We start from the raw sequence: 17,547 nt of genomic DNA on the forward strand, positions 1-17,547 counted from the left end.
CTTTACCTCGCAGCCAGCAGTTGCCCGCGAATTCCCTGGGGCCGCACCAGCAGCACGCCCAGCAGGACCGCGAAGGCGAGCACGATCTTGTAGGCCGGGCCGACGTAGAGCGTTGCCACTTCCTGCGAGATGCCGAAGACCAGCATCCCGATCACGGCGCCCACAGGGTCCCCGATGCCACCCAGGATGACGGCAGCGAAGATGGGAAGCAGCAGTTCCCAGCCCAGTTCGGGCACCACCACCGCCTTCACCCCGAGCAGGTAGCCGCCCAGGCCGCAGAACAACCCGACGATGGTCCATAGCAGCAGCATGACCCTGCGTGCATTGATGCCGCTGGCGCTGGCCAGCTCGGGGTTGTCGGCGACTGCGCGCATGCGGCGGCCCACAGGCGTGAAGTGCATCATGTAGAAGACGGCCGCGAGCGCAAGCGCCGCCGTGAGCACGATCCAGACATCGGTCGGCAGGATGCGGATGCCCCCGAAATTCCATGCGCGCACGATAGGCGTCTCGATCGTGTACTGGGACTGACCCGCAAAGAACGTGATCGTGCTGCGCACCGTAAAGGCCACGCCGATCGAAGCTATCAGCCGGCTCACCAGCGGCCGCGATGCCAGCGCCCTGAACACCCACATGTAGAAGAACAGGGACAGCAAGGCCGTTGCGAGCGATGCGGCAATTCCGCTGAGGATCAACGCTGCGCCGCCAAACGACTGCGCGAGCACCGCGGTGTAGGCGCCGAACGTCATGTAGTCGCCGGTGGCGGCGTTGGGGAAGCGAGCGATCCCGAACACCAGGGTCACGGCCAGTGCCGGCAAGGCCAGCAGCAGGCCGACCACGACCCCGTTGATGGAAGCGTTCGCGATGGCGATCCAGTCCATGGAAATATCTGCGTTGGATAAATCAGGTTGCAGAAGTGCGGCCGGGAATCACTTCCTTGGCGACCAGCTGTCCCTTGCGGATTTCGTAGACGCCGAAGTCCGGCACGGTCTCGCCGTAGGTCCCGAACTCCAGTGCCGAGGAAGCGCCGTCGTAGTCGATCTTGGCTTTCTTGCGCAGCAGGTCGCGGCCTTCGACAAACGATGCAACCTTGGTGCCGGGCGCGTTTGTCACGGTGCGAATCTTGGCATTGATTGCCATCGTGTCGGCCGTGGGGCCAGCTGCCTCGATTGCCAGTGCCAGGCTGATGACCATGTCGTAGGCCTGGGCGGCGAAGATCTCCGGGTCCTTACCTGTCGCCTTGCGGAACGCGGCGTCGAAACGCTTGTAGGCCGGCTGCGTGGTGGCTGCGACGTTGGACACCGCGATGATGCCCTCGGTCACTTGCGGGCCCAGCGCTTTCACCAGTTCCTGGTTGGCCGACCAGCCCGGCATGATGAACGTGCAGTCCTGGCCCGACTGATACCACTCCTTGAGGATGATGGTGGCGTCCGGTGTGTAGGCGCTCAGCGAAATGATGTCCGGCTTGGGAGCCAGTGCTCGGCCCAGTTCGGTGCGGTAACTGGTCTGGTTGGGCTCGTAGATCACGAAAGCCTCGACCTTGCCGCCGCCCTGTTCCCAGGCGCGCTTGAAGTAGTTGGCCTGCCCGACGAAGGTGGAGTTGTTGAAGGCCATCACGGCCGGGCGCTTGAAGCCGCGGCGGCGTGCGATCTCCGCGAATGCGTTGCCGAACACCGCGTTAGATGCCTGGTATTGCCACGCCAGGTCGCGCTTGTCCTCGGTCAGCAGGTCAGGCGAGCCGCATGTGTTGAGCGAGATCACGCCGGCGGCGTTGGTGATCGGAAGCGTGGCCAGCGCCACGGACGACGACCAGATGCCGATGACGGCTTCGACCTTGGTGATTTCCACCAGCTTCTTCGCTGCCAGCACTGCCGCATCCGGGCGAGTCTGGTCATCTTCGGCGTAGAGCTGGAGTTGCCGTCCGGCGGCGCCTCCAGCTGCGTTGACCTCGGCGACCGCCAGCTTGATGGCTTCGAGCATGCCCGGGCCGTAGGTGCCGCCTGTGCCAGTGATCGAGTTCAGCGAGCCGATCTTGAAAGGCGCACTGGGTTGTGCAAGGGTCAGCCCCGGGAGGGCCGCGCCAGCCAGGCCGGCGGATGCCGCGAGGGCAAATTGCCGGCGGCCGATGTTGATGGGTTGTTCCATGATCGTGTCCTTCCGTGGTGAGATGTCGCTGGGGTTGGTATACGCTTGCTGCGACAGTTTGCAAGTGGGGTGGGTGAATTGGAGTCCGTCCGCGGGCGGTCTATTGGACCGCGCCGCGTGAGCGCATTTCGCGGATGGTGTCTTGCGGCACGCCGAACTCGCGCAGGACCTCATCGGTGTCCTGCCCGAACGTGGGCGCCGCGCGGTGGATGCGCCCGGGTGTCTTCGAGAATCTGGTGGGAATGCCGATCATTTTCATGCGGCCCAGCGTGGCATGGTCGACCTCGGCCACCATGCCGCGAGCGAGGTAGTGCGGATCTTGCATCGCCTGGCCGAAGTCATTGACCGGCCCGCACGGAACATTGGCCGCCTCGCAGCGCGCAATCCACGTGGCCGCGTCGGTCTTGCGGAATTCTGCTTCGAGCAGGGACTCGAGTTCTTCGACATGATCGAGCCGGTCCGAGTTTGTGATGAAACGCGGATCGTCCATCAGCTCGGCGCGGCCCAGCACGTCGGCGCACAGCCGCTCCCAGGTGCGCTGGTTGGCTGCGCCGATAACAATGTAGCCCTCGGCGGTGTTGAACACCTGGTAGGGCGCCGACACGCGATGCCGGCTGCCCGTTGCCTGCGGTACCGTGCCCTCGCTAAAGTAGGCGGCGGCCTCCCAGATGAACCACGGCAGGCCGCACTCGGCCAGCGAGATGTCAATGTGCTGGCCTTCACCCGTGCGCATCTGGTGCATGCAGGCCGCCAGGATGGCGTAGATCGCCGTCAGTCCCGCGCCCACGTCATAGATGGCGATGCCCGACTTCAGGGGCCGCCCTCCGGGTTCTCCAGTCATGCTCATGATGCCTGTCATCCCCTGTGCAACCAGGTCGAAGCCGCCTTTCCCGGCGTACGGGCCGGTTTGTCCGTAGCCGGAAATCGAACAGTACACGAGGCGCGGGTTGATGCGGCTCAGGGTGTCGTAGTCGACTCCCAAGGACTTGGTGACGCCCACCCGGTAGTTCTCCACCACCACATCGGCCCAGTGCACCATGTCGTACAGGATCTCCCGCGACTCGGCGTCCTTCAGGTTGAGAACGATGCCGCGCTTGTTGCGGTTGATGTGGGCGAAGCAAGTCGATTCGCCATTGACGTACGGCCCCATTTCACGCGAGTCGTCGCCGGTTCCGGCCTTCTCGACCTTGATCACTTCCGCGCCCAGGTCGGCCAGCACCATCGTGCAATAGGGCCCGGCCATGATCTGCGACAGGTCCAGGATCTTCAGGCCGGCCAGCGGCGTATTGGCGTGCGTGTTGTTGCTTGTCATGGTGTTCTTCAGCGTCCGGTGAAGACGGGCCTTTCCTTGCTGGCGAAAGCGGCGCGGCCTGCCTTGTAGTCCTGCGTGTCGAAGCACGCGTAGGCTTCGTCGCGCTCTTCGAGCGTGAGCGGGCGAGGGTCACGCAGCCGCGTGACGAACTTCTTGTGCCAGCGGTTGACCAAGGGGGCGCCGGCGACGATGCGCCCTACAGTCTGGGCGACGTTCTGCTCGAACTCGCCGTCATCGACGACTCGCGTCACGAGTCGTTTCGCGAGGGCTTCCTCGGCACCGAACACGTGGCCTTCGAGCAGCATTTCCAGCGCCGCGGTGTGGCCGGCAACCTGGATCAGGTCGCCCAGTTCGTCGTGGTCGACAGTCAGGCCGATGCGATTGATTGGCAGCCCAAAACGGGAACTGCGTGCGGCGATGCGGATGTCGCACATGGCCGCGATCTCCAGGCCGCCGCCGACGCAGGCGCCCTCGATCGCAGCCACTGTGGGATGCCGTGTGTTCTTCAGGCGGTCAGTCATCGCTAGCGTGAAGCGGGCGTACTCGCGCGCCTGCTCGCGGCCGCTGCGGCTCTCGTCGAATCCGCCGATGTCGCTGCCCGCGCAGAAGGTGCCGCCTGCGCCACGCACCACGATGCAACGGATGCTGTCGTCGGCATCGAGCGCGGACAGTGCCTCGCCGAATGCGCCGTACATCTCCATCGTGAATGCGTTGCGCCTGGCCGGCCGGTCCATCAGCACTGTGGCCAGCCCCGATGCTTCGCGGGTGGTGCGGATCGTCATGCCGCGGCCCCTTCCAGCAGCAGCTCGGTGCCCTGGAGCACGGCGCGACCGTCGAGCTCCAGCGTGGCATCGGTGACGATGGTGTCGTAATGCGCTGCGGCCTTCACCTTGCCGCCGATATAGGCGCTGGTGCCCAGTGCGAGCTGGATCGAGCCATAGACACTCTCGTCAGACAGCATGGTTCCGTCGAGCGTGCACTTCGGGTTCATGCCCACGCCAAGTTCACCCAGGTTGTAGACCAGCGGGTCGCCGAAGGAGGCCAGCAGTTCGCGGAAACGGCGCGCTTCCTCGCCGCCCTCGATGGCGACCGCCATGCCGTCAACGAAACGGATGCGCACCGGCTCATCCTTGATCAGGCCCAGCCCCGGGATGCTGGCATTGACGACGATCAGCCCGTTGGCCGTGCCCTCCACCGGCGCCAGGCTGGACTCCAGGCAGTAGCCGGCCGATATGTCGACCGTGTTGGCGAAGCCGTGCAGCGCCCTGCCGCGGCGCTCGGCGATGCTCATGCTGATGTCGGTACCCAGCGCCGTAGTGACGCGGGCGTGGCTTGCGTGGGTGAACGCATTGGCCAGCCCCTCGATCTGCGGCTTGAGTGCGGCGAAGTCGGCACTCCAGCCTTCGGCGAGGAAGAAGTCGTCGGCCGTGGACTCCGGCAGCACGATCACGCCGACACCCGCGCGAGTGGCGCGCTGCCGCGCCTCGGTGTGTGCGGCATTGGTGCGCATCAGGGCGATGACCAGGTCGGCTGCGCACATGGCCTGTGCCACCACCTCGGTGAAGCCACCTCCATGGTGGGCGCTGCCGGCCACCTGCAACAGGTGAAGCGTCGCGCCGGATTCCTGCACTGCAATGGCGAGCGGCTGGACGTTGTGCTCGGTGTACAGGTCGTACAGGACGAGCACGTTCATCCCTGGCCGCGCGGCGCCCAGCAGCTGGACAACCTTGCGGGCGTTGGGGAGCTTGAGCAGCGTGTTCACGGCAGTTTCTTTCAGGCCGCGACGGCGCTGCGCGAGTGCACCGCCGTCATGGCGTCGCCGAGGATGTCGAGGCCGCGTTCGATCTCGTCTGCTTCGGCAGCGATCGGTCCGAGGAAACGGATCACGTTGCCATGGAAGCCTGCCTTCACCAGCAGCAGGCCCTGCTGGTAGGCCTCATTCACGATGGCCGCGCCGATTTGGCCATCCGGCAGGTGCGTGTCGCGGTCTTGCACGATTTCCATGGCGACCATGGCGCCGACACCGCGCACGTCGCCCACGAACGGGAACGAACGCGCCCAGGCGTTGAAGCGGCTGCGCACGGCCTCGCCGATCAGGCGGGAACGGCGCGCATAGTCTTCGCGCTGCATCACTTCGATGGTTGCTAGGGCTGCCGCGCATGCCAGGGGATTGCCGCCATAGGTACCGCCGAGTCCGCCCACCGCAGGCGCATCCATCAGGTCGGCGCGGCCAACCACCGCGGCGATCGGCATGCCGCCGCCCATGGACTTGGCCAGCGTGTACAAGTCAGCCTCGACACCGGAATGCTCGGTGGCGAACCAGCGACCCGTGCGGCAAAAGCCCGACTGGATCTCGTCGGCGATCAGCACGATGCCATGCTGCGTGCAGTACTCGCGCAGGCTGCGCAGGAAGGATGCCGGCGCGACGTGGAAGCCGCCCTCACCCTGCACCGGCTCGATCACCACTGCGGCGATGTGCTGCGGCGTCGCCTCCGACTCCACAACGCGGCGGAACTCCGCGAAAGCCGCTGCGGAGCATGCGGCTTCGTCCGGCGCGCCGCTGCGATACAGCACGGGAAAAGGCGCGCGAAAGACCTCTGACGCAAAGGGGCCGAAGCCGGTCTTGTACGCCGGCGCCTTGGCGGTCAGCGACAGCGCCATCATCGTGCGGCCGTGGAAGCCATTGGTGAACGCCACGATGCCCGGCCGACCGGTGGCCTTACGCGCAATCTTCACGGCGTTTTCGACCGCCTCGGCACCGGTGGACTGAAGCATCACCTTCTTGGGCCAGCTGCCGGGGACGATTTCCACCAGCTTTTCCGCCAGGTCGATGTATTGCGGATACATGACGATGTTGAAGCAGGTGTGCAGGAACCGGTCGGCCTGATCCTTGACTGCCTGTACCACAGCGGGATGGGCGTGCCCGACGTTCAGCGTTCCGATGCCACCGGCGAAGTCTATGAAGCGATGACCGTCCAGGTCTTCGACCGTGCAACCCTGGGCCGTACGGGCGAACACCGGGGCGCCGTTGGCGACCCCTCTGGCCACGACCTTGTCACGGCGGTCCTTGTAAGCCTGGCACTGCGGGCCGGGGAGCATGGGTTGCTGTTGCATTGCAATCTCTCCTTGGATCTGGGTACTGGTTGCGATGTACTTTATCTTGTCTCATTTTCTGTGTCAATCATTGTATTGTTGATTGATCTTTATTTTGTTCTCTAATTTGTGTACAATCCTGCCCATGATGCTGCTTCCAGTGAGTTAGATTCCGTGCTCCACCGCTACTCCCAGCTGCCACCCATGGACAAAGCCCAGTCAGAAGAAGCCGGCTCCCCGAGCGCTCGCGCTGTTCTGGTCGACCTGCGCGAGCGGATTTCGTCGCAGACGCTGCTGCCCGGTGCCCGCATCACGGAGGAGGAAGTGGCCAAGGCCTACAACATCACCCGTGCCAAGGCGCGGGAGGTGCTGGCCACCCTGGAGGACCGCAATCTGATAGAGCGCATCCCGAACAGGGGCGCGGTCGTGGCGTTCGTCGACATGGAGGCCACCTACAAACTCTATGAAGTCCGCGAGGCGCTGGACGGGCTAACGGTCCGGCTCGCCACGCAGAACACCAAGCCGGAAGACTGGAAGGACATGCAGGAGTCGCTTGGTGAACCGTTCGAGCGCAGCCTTCGGGAAGGCGACATCGATGGTCACATCGCGACGATCGAGCGCTTTCGTGGCCGCCTGCGCCAAGCGGCCGACAACGACACCCTGACCGACCTGAGCGAACGGGTCTATGAGCGCACGCGGGTCACGATCCGGCGCGTGGCACTGCTGCCCGGCCGCGCCGAGATGGGCATCACGCAATACCGGGCTGTGCTTGCCGCCATCGTGAAGGGTGACGCGGACGAAGCGGAACAGAAAATCCGCGAGCTCAATCGCAGCGCCCGCGAGTACATGCTGCGGTACAAGAATTTCGTCCTATAGGGAACGCGACCCTGTTCCCTCTGGAACTTGGGTCGCTATCCACAAAAAAGTGGCCTTATCCGATTTAGAACGGGATGTCGTCGTCCATGTCGTCGAAGCCGGTCGAGGGCTTGGACGCGGCAGGACGCTGTGCCGGAGCCGAGGGGCGCGAAGCGGGCGCCGGCGCGCGGCGGGGTGCGCCACCGCCGTCTTCATCGCCACCACCGGGGCTGCCCATGCCTTCACGGCCGCCCAGCAGCTGCATTTCGGTGGCGACGATATCGGTCGCGGTCTTCTCGACGCCGTCCTTGTCGGTGTACTTCCGGTAGACAAGGCGGCCCTCCACGTAGATCGGACGGCCCTTCTTGACGTACTCGCCCACGATCTCGGCCAGGCGGTCGAAGAAGGTGACGCGGTGCCACTGCGTTTCCTCGATCGATTCACCGCTGGTCTTGTCCTTGCGCTTGCTGGTGGTGGCGACGCTCACGTTGGCCACGGCCGAGCCCGACGGCAAGTAACGGATTTCGGGGTCCCGGCCGCAATTGCCGACCAGGATGACTTTGTTGACGGATGCCATGGGGAATGTTCCTCCGGTAATTTGATGATTATGTCGCCTGGGCCTCGTCGGCCAATACCTGCTCCGCCGACCCGCCCGACGCCGGCGCCCTCATGGGCCAGGCCACGGCCAGCCAAAGCAGCATCAGCCCGGCGCAGGCCGCGAACAAGCCTTGAGTACCAACGTTCTTGGCCAGCCAGCCGCCGACCGCCCCGCCTGCGAAGAAACCCAGGGATTGCAGGGTGTTGTACACACCCAGCGCCGCGCCACGGGCATGCGGCGGCGCGATGCGCGAGGCCATGCTGGGCTGGCTGGCCTCCAGCACGTTGAAGCCGCAGAAAAAGACGAACAGCAGCGCCGCCAGCGCGCCGATTCCGGGTCGGCCGGCGGCCAGCAGCAGCCCCACCTGGACCAGGGCGACCACGGCCACCGAGGCCAGGAATACCGCCCGCAGGTAGCCGCGCCGCTCCAGCGGAAACAGCGTCATGCCCATGACCACGAACGAAGCCAGCACGGCGGGCAGGTACACATACCAGTGCTGCTCCTTGGGCAGGCCGGCCTGCACCAGCAGCGCGGGGATGGCCACCCACATCGCCAGCTGCACCGCGTGCAGCACGAAAACCCCCACGTCCAGGCGCAGCAGGCCGGGATGACTGAGCACTTCGGACAGCTTGCCGCGGGGCACGTTCTTGTGCTGGACCGGCTCAGGCGGGGTCCACCACGCGATCACGGCAATGCAGCCCAGGGCCAGGGCGCCGGTGACGGCAAAAAGCCCTCCCAGGCCCACCTGGGTGACCAGCAGAGGCGCCACCACCAGCGACAGGGCGAACATCAGGCCGATGCTGGCGCCCACCAGGGCCATCGCCTTGGTGCGCACTTCGTCGCGGGTCTGGTCGGCCAGCAAGGCGGTCACCGCGGCGGATACCGCGCCGGCCCCCTGCAAGGAACGGCCCGCGATCAGCCAGCCCAGGGTTTCGGCGCCGGCGGCGACAAAACTCCCGGCCGCGAACACGATGAGCCCGAAGATGATCGTCCGCTTGCGGCCCAGCCGGTCCGAAGCCATGCCGAAGGGGATTTGCAAAATGCCCTGGGTCAGGCCGTAGATGCCCATGGCCAGGCCGACCAGGGCGGGGTCGCCGCCGCCCGGGTACCGGGCCGCCTCCAGCGCAAACACCGGAAGAACCAGGAACAAGCCGAGCATGCGAGCGGCAAAAACGGTGGCGAGCGAGCCACTGGCGCGGCGCTCCAGGGGCGTCATGCTGGCGGAAGCGAGGGAAACGGGGACTGTATTCACGAAGCGAGGGGTAGCAGGAATCGGGCCGCCTGGCGGGCCGGCAAACCAGGGATTGTCCGGCATTCCGCCGGGCCGGGTGCGCGGCATGGCCCGGCGCTCTATCATGTTGGGTTTTCCTGGGCGTACCCCGACTTGAACAAATCGACCGACGGCAAATACCTGGGGACCCTGGCGGCCCAACGGATCAGCATCCGTGGGGCGCGCACGCACAACCTCAAGAACATCGACCTGGACATCCCGCGCAACCAGCTGGTGGTGATCACCGGGCTGTCGGGCTCGGGCAAGTCCTCGCTCGCCTTCGATACCTTGTATGCGGAAGGCCAGCGCCGGTACGTGGAGAGCCTGTCGGCCTATGCGCGCCAGTTCCTGCAGCTGATGGACAAGCCCGACGTGGACATGATCGAGGGCCTGTCGCCCGCGATCTCCATCGAGCAGAAGGCCACCTCGCACAACCCGCGCTCCACCGTGGGGACGGTGACCGAGATCCACGATTACCTGCGCCTGCTGTTCGCCCGCGCGGGCACGCCCTACTGCCCGAACCACAACATTCCACTGCAGTCGCAGACCGTGTCGCAGATGGTCGACGCGGTGCTGGCCTTGCCTGAAGAGTCGCGCCTGATGATCCTGGCGCCCGTGGCGCGCGACCGCAAGGGCGAGTTCGTCGATGTCTTTGCCGAAATGCAGGCGCGCGGCTACGTGCGCTTCCGCGTCGATGGCCAAGCCTATGAATTCGACAACCTGCCCAAGCTGAAGAAGGCGGAGAAGCACGACATCGACGTGGTCATCGACCGGCTCAAGGTGCGACCCGATGTGCAGCAGCGGCTGGCCGAGAGTTTCGAGGCGGCCTTGCGGCTGGCGGACGGCCGCGCCATTGCCGTGGAGATGGAAACCGAGAAGGAGCACTGGTTCAACGCCAAGTTCGCCTGTCCCATCTGTAATTACTCGATCACCGAACTCGAGCCGCGACTTTTTTCTTTCAACTCACCGGTCGGCGCCTGCCCTTCGTGCGACGGCCTGGGCCACATGGAGTTCTTCGATCCGACGCGGGTGGTGGCCTTCCCCACCCTGTCGCTGGCCAGCGGCGCGATCAAGGGCTGGGACCGGCGCAACAGCTATTACTTCAGCCTCATCGAAAGCCTGGCCAAGCACTACAAGTTCGACGTCGACGCGGCCTTCGAGGACCTGCCGGAGCCCGTGCGCCATGCAGTGCTGCAGGGCTCAGGCGAGGAAGAGATCCGCTTCAACTACACGCTGGAATCGGGCAACTCCGCCGGCCGCAAAGTCACCAAGAAGCACCCTTTCGAAGGCGTAATTCCCAACATGGCGCGGCGCTATCGCGAGACCGATTCGGTGGCGGTGCGCGAAGAGCTGGCGCGCTATCGCAGCATGCAGCCCTGCCCCGAGTGTCACGGCACCCGCCTGCGCAGCGAAGCGCGGCACGTGAAGGTGGGCGAAGGCGACCAGGCCCGCGCCATCTTCGAGATCGGCCATGCCACGCTGCGCGAGAGCTTCGAGTATTTCGACAGCCTGAAGCTGCACGGCGCCAAGGCCGAGATCGCCGACAAGGTGATTCGCGAGATCGGCCTGCGGCTGAAATTCCTCAACGACGTGGGTCTGAACTACCTCAGCCTGGATCGCAGCGCCGAGACCCTGTCGGGCGGCGAAGCGCAGCGCATCCGCCTGGCCTCGCAGATCGGCTCGGGCCTCACCGGAGTGATGTACGTGCTGGACGAGCCCAGCATCGGCCTGCACCAGCGCGACAACGACCGGCTGATCGGCACGCTACGGCATCTGCGCGACATCGGCAACAGCGTGATCGTGGTCGAGCACGACGAGGACATGATCCGCGCCGCCGACCACCTGATCGACATGGGCCCGGGTGCCGGCATCCACGGCGGCCGGGTGATGGCGCAGGGCAGTTACGAGGACGTGAAGGCCACGCCCGCCTCACTGACCGGGCAGTACTTGTCCGGCGGGAAATCGATCGCCGTCCCCAAGCGGCGCACGCCCTGGCTGCCCGTGCTGGATGCAGCGCCCATGGAGCGAAAAGCCTCGCGCTTTCCGCCCAGCGACGCGGCCGTGCGCAGGGCTGCGCGCGAAGCGGAGCACCTGGCCACCCGCGGCGCCGTGCAGGAGATCCGCGTGCTGGGTGGGACCGGCAACAACCTGAAGAATGTCAGCGTGGCGTTCCCCGTCGGCCTGTTCACCTGCGTCACAGGCGTTTCGGGTTCCGGCAAGTCGACACTGGTCAACGACACGCTGTACGCCGCCGTGGCGCGCACGCTCTATCGGGCCCATGAAGAGCCGGCAGCGCACGAGGCCGTGGAAGGCATCGAGCATTTCGACAAGGTCATCAATGTCGACCAGTCGCCGATCGGCCGCACGCCGCGCAGCAACCCCGCCACCTACACCGGCCTGTTCACGCCGATCCGCGAGCTGATGGCCGAGGTGCCTATGGCCAAGGAACGCGGCTACGGGCCCGGGCGCTTTTCCTTCAACGTCGCGGGCGGGCGCTGCGAGGCCTGCCAGGGCGACGGCGTGGTGAAGGTGGAGATGCACTTCCTGCCCGACGTCTATGTGCCCTGCGACGTCTGCCATGGCCAGCGCTACAACCGCGAGACGCTCGAGGTGCAGTGGAAGGGCCGCAACATCGCGCAGATCCTGGACATGACGGTGGAGGACGCCCACCTGTTCCTCAAGGCCGTGCCGACCATCGCGCGCAAGCTGCAGACCTTGCTGGACGTGGGCCTGTCCTACGTGAAGCTGGGCCAGGCCGCCACCACGCTGTCCGGCGGCGAGGCGCAGCGGGTGAAGCTGGCGCTGGAATTGTCCAAGCGCGACACCGGCCGCACGCTGTACATCCTGGACGAGCCGACCACCGGCCTGCACTTCGCCGACATCGACCTGCTGCTGCACGTGCTGCACCAGCTGCGCGACGCCGGCAACACCATCGTGGTGATCGAGCACAACCTGGATGTGATCAAGACGGCCGACTGGATCATCGACATGGGCCCCGAAGGCGGCGCCGGCGGCGGTGAAGTGGTGGGGGTGGGAACGCCGGAGGATATTGCGGCGAATCCGGCGAGTCATACCGGGAGGTATTTGAAGAGGTTGTTGTGAGGCGGAGGTGCGCAGCGCTGATCCGCCATTAGCGGGAGCAGGAACGCAACCGAAACGACCGGGCTAAGGCGAAGCTCAATTGCGCAGTACGTTCTCGAGTTCGGTGAGCAGGCGATCGGTATCGGCCAACGAGAACACCAGCGGGGGCCGAATCTTGAGCACGTTGGCGTCTGGCCCGGTGGCTGAGATCAGAACCCGGCGTGCGCGCAGGCCGTTGACGGTCGCCAGGGCCGCGGCGGGGTCCGGGGTCTTGCGCTCACGGTCTGTCACCATCTCGACGCCGATGTACATCCCCGCGCCGCGAACGTCACCGATGCCCTCGAACTTCTGCGCAAGCGCGCGCAGGCCATCACGGATCGCCTCGCCCACCACCTGCGCGTTTTTCTGCAGGCCTTCTTCCTTGATCACGCGCAAGGTGGCCTGGGCCGCCGCGATCGCAACCGTGTTGCCGCCGAAGGTGTTGAAGTAGCGCGTGTCCTGGCCGAACTGCTGGATCACCGCCGGGTTCATCGCGACGGCGGCAACGGGGAAACCGTTGCCCATCGGCTTACCCATCGTCACCAGGTCCGGCACCAGGCCGTGGCGCTGATAGCCCCAGAACCGGTCCCCGGAGCGCCCGAATCCCGATTGAACTTCGTCGGCGATGAACAGGCCGCCGGCCGCGCGCACGACTTGCGCCACGGGAGCCAGCAGGTCGACCGGGTGTGAATAGACGCCGTCGGACGAGAAAAGCGAATCCGCGATGAAGGCGGCGACACCCTGCCTGCGCCGGCGCAGATCGTCGATCTGTTCCTGCACCCGATCGGCGAACCAGCGTCCGAGCTGTTCGGGCGCCAACCGGTACGAGTCGGGCGCCGGCACCCGGCGGACCCAGGTGCCGAGCGGCGAATATTCGCCCAGCGAGGGCGAGAGGCCCGAGGTCAGGTCGGAGTTGCCGTGGTAGGCCTCCGACGTGATGATAATCCCCTGGTGGCCGGTGTGGTGCTTTGCGATGCGCAGCGCCAGGTCGTTCGCCTCTGAGCCGGTGCAAGTGAACATCACGTGCTCGATCGCGGGCTCGAAGGTCGACAGCAGTTCCTCGGCGAATTCCAGGATGCCCGGGTGCAGGTAGCGAGTGTGCGTGCACAGCGTGTTGAGCTGGGCCGTCGTCGCCGCCACGACGGCGGGATGGCAGTGGCCGACCGAGACGACGTTATTGTACGCGTCCAGGTAGTCGTTGCCTTCGGGGTCGTACATGTGCACGCCGCTCGCGCGGCTGACTTCCACCGGATGCCCGTAGAAAAGGCGATAGGCGGGGCCGAGCAGCCGCTGGCGCTTCCCGATCATCTCCCGCTGCGCGGGCGGCAGCGTGTCCAGCACGCCGGGGTCGAAGGAGTTCACCATCTTGCCGCGCGAAGCCGCGGGCACGGGGGTCTGTTTTTTTGTCATGTATTGAAAGAATTGGGACCAGGCGAGGCCTAGCGGAAAAACTTCTCGCGGACCTCGCTGTCGCTGACCGCGGTGCGCACCGGCCCTCGCCAGGCTTCGCGGCCCGCCGAGAGGACGATGCAATCGTCCGTCAGCGCCTCGGCGATGTCGAGGTTCTGCTCCACGACGATCAGCATCAGCCCGGACGCGCGGATGCGCTTCAGCGCGCCGATGACGCCGGCCACGACGCCCTGCGAGAGACCCGCGGACAGCTCATCGAGGATCAGCGCCTTCGGGCGGGTCACCAGCGCCCGGCCGATCGCCAGCATCTGCTGCTCGCCGCCGGAGAGGTTGCCTGCCAGCGAGCCGCGCCGCTCGGCGAGGCGCGGGAACAGCTCGTACACCTCCTCGGACGGCAGCGGCTTGCGGTCGCCCGCGCCGCGCCGGCCCGCGGCCAGGGTTTCCTCCACCGTGAAATTCGAGAAAAGTTCGCGGCCCTGCGGCACCAGCGCGATCCCCCGGCGCGTCACCGCGCTGGCGGCAAGGCGGCTGATGTCCTCGCCCTCGAAATGGACCGAGCCGGCGGCTCGCGCCTGCAGTCCAATGATGCCTTCCACGCACGAGGTCTTGCCCGCGCCGTTGGTTCCCAGCACCGAGACCGCCTCTCCCTGGCGCAGGTGCAGGTTGAAGCCTTGCACGGCGACCACCTGGCCGTAGGTGACGCGCAGGTCCTGAACGACGAGATCGGGCTGCGCGCTCATGTCGTCTTTCCGAAGTAGATATGCTGGACTTCCGGCATGCCGATGACCTGTTGCGGGCTGCCGTGCGCGACAACGGCGCCCTCGTGCATCACGCTCATGGTGTGGCTGCAGCCGACGACGAATCGAATGTTGTGTTCGATCAGCAGCATGGTCAGGCCCCATCCACGGTTGAGCGTGCGCAGCAGCTGCATCAGGCGCTCCTCGTCCTCGGGATCGACGCCGGAGACCGGCTCGTCCAGCAGCAGCAGCCGCGGCCGCGAGGCGATCGCGCGGGCGATCTCCAGCCGCCGCTGGTCCCCGACGGACAGGGCGCCGGCACGGTCCCAGGCACGCGATTGCAGGCCGACGGCCGCCAGGGCGTCCATCGCGGCGGCCTGTCGCGCGCGCGACTGCCCGCGCTCCAGCAGGTCGCTGACGCAGGTGGCGAAGCTCTCGACCACCCCATTGCGGCCCAGGCCGATCAGTACGTTGTCCAGGCAACTCAGCTGGCTGAACACCGCCAGATGCTGGAAGGTGCGGGTCACGCCGATGCGGATTCGTTCGTCCGCGGGGCTCGCCGCGGACGGCTGCCCGAACAGGCGCAGCTCGCCCGCGTCGGGCATCGTCAGGCCCGAAACCAAGTTGAAGAATGTCGTCTTGCCAGCGCCGTTCGGGCCGATGACGCCGTGAATCTCGCCCTGTTCGACGCGCAGTGAGACATTGTCGACGGCGACTAGGCTGCCGTACGTCTTCCTCACCCCCGTAGCCTCCAGTGCGGGACCGTCGAACGGGGGCCAAAACTTCTCGGGCGCGGCGACGCGGGCCGGCGTCGAAGGGTGGGTCGCTGCCGCGGGCGTTTCGTCCCTGTGCTTCGCCGGGCGGAAGCGCGCGGTCAGATCGGCAGCCGCACCCACCAGGCCGTTGGGCAGGCGCAGGATAATCAGCAGTGCCAATGCTGTGAAGGCGACTTCCGAATACTCCGCAAAGGACCGCAGCGCCTCGGGCAAGGCCCGCAGCAGCACCCCGCCGACGAACGCGCCCCAGATGGAGCTCATGCCGCCGACCAGGGCGTAGGCGACCGCGTTGATCGATTGCGTGAAGCCGAAGCTCTCCGGATCGATGATCCTCAGCTGCGGCGCCAGCACCGCGCCGCCGATGGCCAGCATCATCGAAGACAGCACGAAGACGGCCACCTTCACGCGCCCGATCTTGATGCCGAAGGCCACCGAAGCGACTTCGCTCGCCGTGATGGCGCGCAGCAGGCGGCCGAAGCGTCCGCGCAGCACGACCCCCATCGCGAGCACCGCCAGCGCCGCGAACACGCCGAGCAGCAGCAGGCTGCTCGCGTCGTCCTTGAACTCGTAGCCGGAGATCGACGCGCGGGGCACCCGGATGCCTTCTGCGCCGCCGGTGACGCTCTTCCACTCGCGCAGGATGATGATGCCCAGCGACTGGAACACCAGCGTGACCATGGCAAGGTGGTGGCCGCGGAACCGCGTCGCGGGCAGGCCCGCGATGAAGCCGGCGCAGGCGCCGAACACGCCGGCCACCGCGACAGCGAGCAGGAACGGCACCTTGAAGTTGATGATCAGCAGCGACGAGGAGTAGGCGCCTATGCCCATCATGGCGCCGCCGGCCAGCATCACGATCTTGGCGTAGCCGACCAGCGGCACGAGGGCCACCGCGGCGATGACCGCGACCATACACAGGCAGAACACGTACTGCACGTAGTTGTCGAAGGCCAGCCCCAGCACCGCGAGGCCCATAACGGCCGCGCTGGGGGCAAGCACGGCGAGGATCGAGGTCCGCTTACGCATTGCGCCGGGTTCCTTCCGTGAAGATGCCTTCCGGCCGGACCATCAGCACGAGGAACACCAGCACGAAGCTGGCCGCGCTCTTGGCGGCGCTGGAGATGTAGGCCGCCGCCAGCGTCTCGATGATGGCCAGGATGAAGCCGCCTATCAGCACGCCGCGCAGGCTGTCGAAGCCGCCGATGACCGCGGCCACGAAAGCGGGAACGATCAGCGCTGTCGCCAGGTCGGGCGTGATGCCCATGGCCGGTGCGGCGAACACCCCGGCCAGGCCGGCCAGGACGCCCCCGAGGAACCAGGCGGCGGCGTAGGTGACGGGCACCGAGTAGCCGCAAAGCTGTGCGCCGCGGTAGTTCGCCGCCATCGCCCTCATCCCGCGGCCGAGGGCCATGCGTTCGAAGACCGTGATGCCTGCCAGCGCCACCAGGGCGGCGCCGCCAATGATCCAGGCGGTTTCCTTCGTCAACGTCAGCGTGGGCGTTATCTGCCACAGCGTGCCGCTCATCACCGGAGGGATCGAGAGCAGCTCCGTCTCGTAGACGAGGCGGATGATCTCGGTCACGGCGACGCCGAGGAAGACCGTGGCCAGCACGACGGAAAACACGTCGGCGCGGCGGATGGGCCGCAGCAGCAGCCACTCGATGGCGGCGGCCAGTAGGCCGACCACGAAGGGCACGAGGGTGTACGCCACCACCATCGGCCACTTCAGCAAAGTGACCACCGCGAAGGCGCCGTAAGCGCCCAGCATGCAGAAAGCGCCATGCGCGAAATTGACGGTGCGCGTGGCCTTGTGGATCACCACGAAGCCGCACGACGCCAGACTGTAGATCGCACCGATCTTGAGCGCGCCGATCAGCAACTCGAAAAGTTCATCCATGCTTGCAGCGGCTCATTCAAGCCCCTCCTTGAACTCGACTCCGGTCATCAACTGGGTACGCTGGGCGGCGATGTAGCCCGCCTCCGCGGCCCGCTGCGCATACGCCTGCCACTGTGGATCGGCGTTCAGGCGCCCGCGGCGCTCTTCCCGGTCCGCCGCATCGCGGTAGGCCCACACGTGCACATAGGTATTGAGTTCGCCCGTTTCGGCCGTCATGAAGACGACCGGCTTGCCCAGGTGGCGCCACTGGGCGGCACGGCCGAACTCGGTGTATAGCGCGATCTGCAGGGCCAGCGTGCCGGGCTTGACGTGATAGACACGGTGATCGAAGAGCATCGTC

At 66.2% G+C, this 17,547-nt stretch carries 15 protein-coding genes; 2 read left to right on the top strand and 13 right to left on the bottom strand.

The genetic code is table 11. The features are described 5' to 3' along the window. Window positions 1–2: 2 nt before the first annotated feature. The 6 genes from HNE04_RS21655 to gabT all read right to left on the bottom strand — a co-directional run bounded on the left by HNE04_RS21655 (window position 3) and on the right by gabT (window position 6,568). Entirely contained in the window at window positions 3–878 is an 876-nt protein-coding gene (locus tag HNE04_RS21655) for a branched-chain amino acid ABC transporter permease (protein ID WP_172223911.1), read from the bottom strand. Between the two features lie 22 nt (window positions 879–900). Continuing rightward, window positions 901–2,142, bottom strand: coding sequence for an ABC transporter substrate-binding protein (locus HNE04_RS21660; protein WP_172223914.1), 1,242 nt, complete (start codon window positions 2,140–2,142; stop codon window positions 901–903). A gap of 100 nt (window positions 2,143–2,242) precedes the next feature. Beyond that, window positions 2,243–3,454, bottom strand: a complete 1,212-nt coding sequence (locus tag HNE04_RS21665; protein WP_172223916.1) for a CaiB/BaiF CoA transferase family protein — start codon at window positions 3,452–3,454, stop codon at window positions 2,243–2,245. Window positions 3,455–3,462: 8 nt separating this feature from the next. After that, complete coding sequence (locus HNE04_RS21670; RefSeq protein ID WP_172223919.1) at window positions 3,463–4,236, bottom strand: enoyl-CoA hydratase/isomerase family protein; 774 nt, start codon at window positions 4,234–4,236, stop codon at window positions 3,463–3,465. Next, window positions 4,233–5,216 (bottom strand): aminopeptidase, encoded by a 984-nt coding sequence (locus HNE04_RS21675; protein WP_172223922.1) that lies wholly within the window; start codon window positions 5,214–5,216, stop codon window positions 4,233–4,235. The genes HNE04_RS21670 and HNE04_RS21675 overlap by 4 nt, the downstream gene beginning before the upstream one ends. Window positions 5,217–5,227: 11 nt before the next feature. Next, window positions 5,228–6,568, bottom strand: a complete 1,341-nt coding sequence (gene gabT, locus HNE04_RS21680) for a 4-aminobutyrate--2-oxoglutarate transaminase (RefSeq protein ID WP_172223924.1) — start codon at window positions 6,566–6,568, stop codon at window positions 5,228–5,230. Between the two features lie 183 nt (window positions 6,569–6,751). Here gabT and HNE04_RS21685 point away from each other — a divergent pair, with 183 nt between their 5' ends. After that, window positions 6,752–7,423 carry a GntR family transcriptional regulator gene (locus HNE04_RS21685; protein ID WP_172223927.1) on the top strand — a complete coding sequence of 224 codons (672 nt, stop codon included), beginning with the start codon at window positions 6,752–6,754 and terminating at the stop codon, window positions 7,421–7,423. Between the two features lie 64 nt (window positions 7,424–7,487). On the opposite strand, the gene ssb is transcribed toward HNE04_RS21685, so the two are convergent. Next, window positions 7,488–7,979 carry a single-stranded DNA-binding protein gene (ssb, locus tag HNE04_RS21690; protein WP_172223930.1) on the bottom strand — a complete coding sequence of 164 codons (492 nt, stop codon included), beginning with the start codon at window positions 7,977–7,979 and terminating at the stop codon, window positions 7,488–7,490. A gap of 28 nt (window positions 7,980–8,007) precedes the next feature. Next, window positions 8,008–9,216 carry an MFS transporter gene (locus HNE04_RS21695; protein ID WP_172224122.1) on the bottom strand — a complete coding sequence of 403 codons (1,209 nt, stop codon included), beginning with the start codon at window positions 9,214–9,216 and terminating at the stop codon, window positions 8,008–8,010. 168 nt (window positions 9,217–9,384) lie between these two features. Here HNE04_RS21695 and uvrA point away from each other — a divergent pair, with 168 nt between their 5' ends. Then, window positions 9,385–12,372: an excinuclease ABC subunit UvrA gene (gene uvrA / locus HNE04_RS21700; RefSeq protein ID WP_172223932.1), complete on the top strand. Its 2,988-nt coding sequence runs from the start codon at window positions 9,385–9,387 to the stop codon at window positions 12,370–12,372. Between the two features lie 75 nt (window positions 12,373–12,447). Here uvrA and HNE04_RS21705 read toward each other — a convergent pair whose 3' ends face one another. Genes HNE04_RS21705 through HNE04_RS21725 form a run of 5 tightly spaced genes read right to left on the bottom strand, consistent with a single transcriptional unit; the run spans window position 12,448 to window position 17,543 of the window. Beyond that, window positions 12,448–13,800, bottom strand: a complete 1,353-nt coding sequence (locus tag HNE04_RS21705; RefSeq protein ID WP_235965285.1) for an aspartate aminotransferase family protein — start codon at window positions 13,798–13,800, stop codon at window positions 12,448–12,450. A gap of 29 nt (window positions 13,801–13,829) precedes the next feature. Beyond that, window positions 13,830–14,540 carry an ABC transporter ATP-binding protein gene (locus tag HNE04_RS21710; protein ID WP_172223935.1) on the bottom strand — a complete coding sequence of 237 codons (711 nt, stop codon included), beginning with the start codon at window positions 14,538–14,540 and terminating at the stop codon, window positions 13,830–13,832. Then, entirely contained in the window at window positions 14,537–16,336 is a 1,800-nt protein-coding gene (locus HNE04_RS21715) for a branched-chain amino acid ABC transporter ATP-binding protein/permease (RefSeq protein ID WP_172223936.1), read from the bottom strand. Before HNE04_RS21715 ends, HNE04_RS21710 begins: the two co-directional genes overlap by 4 nt. After that, entirely contained in the window at window positions 16,329–17,207 is an 879-nt protein-coding gene (locus tag HNE04_RS21720) for a branched-chain amino acid ABC transporter permease (protein ID WP_172223939.1), read from the bottom strand. The genes HNE04_RS21715 and HNE04_RS21720 overlap by 8 nt, the downstream gene beginning before the upstream one ends. A gap of 12 nt (window positions 17,208–17,219) precedes the next feature. Beyond that, entirely contained in the window at window positions 17,220–17,543 is a 324-nt protein-coding gene (locus HNE04_RS21725) for an NIPSNAP family protein (protein ID WP_172223941.1), read from the bottom strand. Between the last annotated feature and the right edge of the window lie 4 nt (window positions 17,544–17,547).

This window comes from Caenimonas soli (assembly GCF_013155545.1).
Taxonomy (GTDB): Bacteria; Pseudomonadota; Gammaproteobacteria; order Burkholderiales; family Burkholderiaceae_C; genus Ramlibacter; species Ramlibacter soli.

Bases quoted from the DNA above. Each gene is read 5' to 3' on its own strand.
- HNE04_RS21695 (WP_172224122.1), bottom strand. From the start codon at position 9,216: ATGACGCCCCTGGAGCGCCGCGCCAGTGGCTCGCTCGCCACCGTTTTT.
- HNE04_RS21725 (WP_172223941.1), bottom strand. From the start codon at position 17,543: ATGCTCTTCGATCACCGTGTCTATCACGTCAAGCCCGGCACGCTGGCC.
- HNE04_RS21655 (WP_172223911.1), bottom strand. From the start codon at position 878: ATGGACTGGATCGCCATCGCGAACGCTTCCATCAACGGGGTCGTGGTC.
- HNE04_RS21705 (WP_235965285.1), bottom strand. From the start codon at position 13,800: ATGACAAAAAAACAGACCCCCGTGCCCGCGGCTTCGCGCGGCAAGATG.
- gabT (WP_172223924.1), bottom strand. From the start codon at position 6,568: ATGCAACAGCAACCCATGCTCCCCGGCCCGCAGTGCCAGGCTTACAAG.
- HNE04_RS21720 (WP_172223939.1), bottom strand. From the start codon at position 17,207: ATGGATGAACTTTTCGAGTTGCTGATCGGCGCGCTCAAGATCGGTGCG.
- HNE04_RS21670 (WP_172223919.1), bottom strand. From the start codon at position 4,236: ATGACGATCCGCACCACCCGCGAAGCATCGGGGCTGGCCACAGTGCTG.
- HNE04_RS21660 (WP_172223914.1), bottom strand. From the start codon at position 2,142: ATGGAACAACCCATCAACATCGGCCGCCGGCAATTTGCCCTCGCGGCA.
- HNE04_RS21710 (WP_172223935.1), bottom strand. From the start codon at position 14,540: ATGAGCGCGCAGCCCGATCTCGTCGTTCAGGACCTGCGCGTCACCTAC.
- HNE04_RS21685 (WP_172223927.1), top strand. From the start codon at position 6,752: ATGGACAAAGCCCAGTCAGAAGAAGCCGGCTCCCCGAGCGCTCGCGCT.
- ssb (WP_172223930.1), bottom strand. From the start codon at position 7,979: ATGGCATCCGTCAACAAAGTCATCCTGGTCGGCAATTGCGGCCGGGAC.
- HNE04_RS21665 (WP_172223916.1), bottom strand. From the start codon at position 3,454: ATGACAAGCAACAACACGCACGCCAATACGCCGCTGGCCGGCCTGAAG.
- HNE04_RS21715 (WP_172223936.1), bottom strand. From the start codon at position 16,336: ATGCGTAAGCGGACCTCGATCCTCGCCGTGCTTGCCCCCAGCGCGGCC.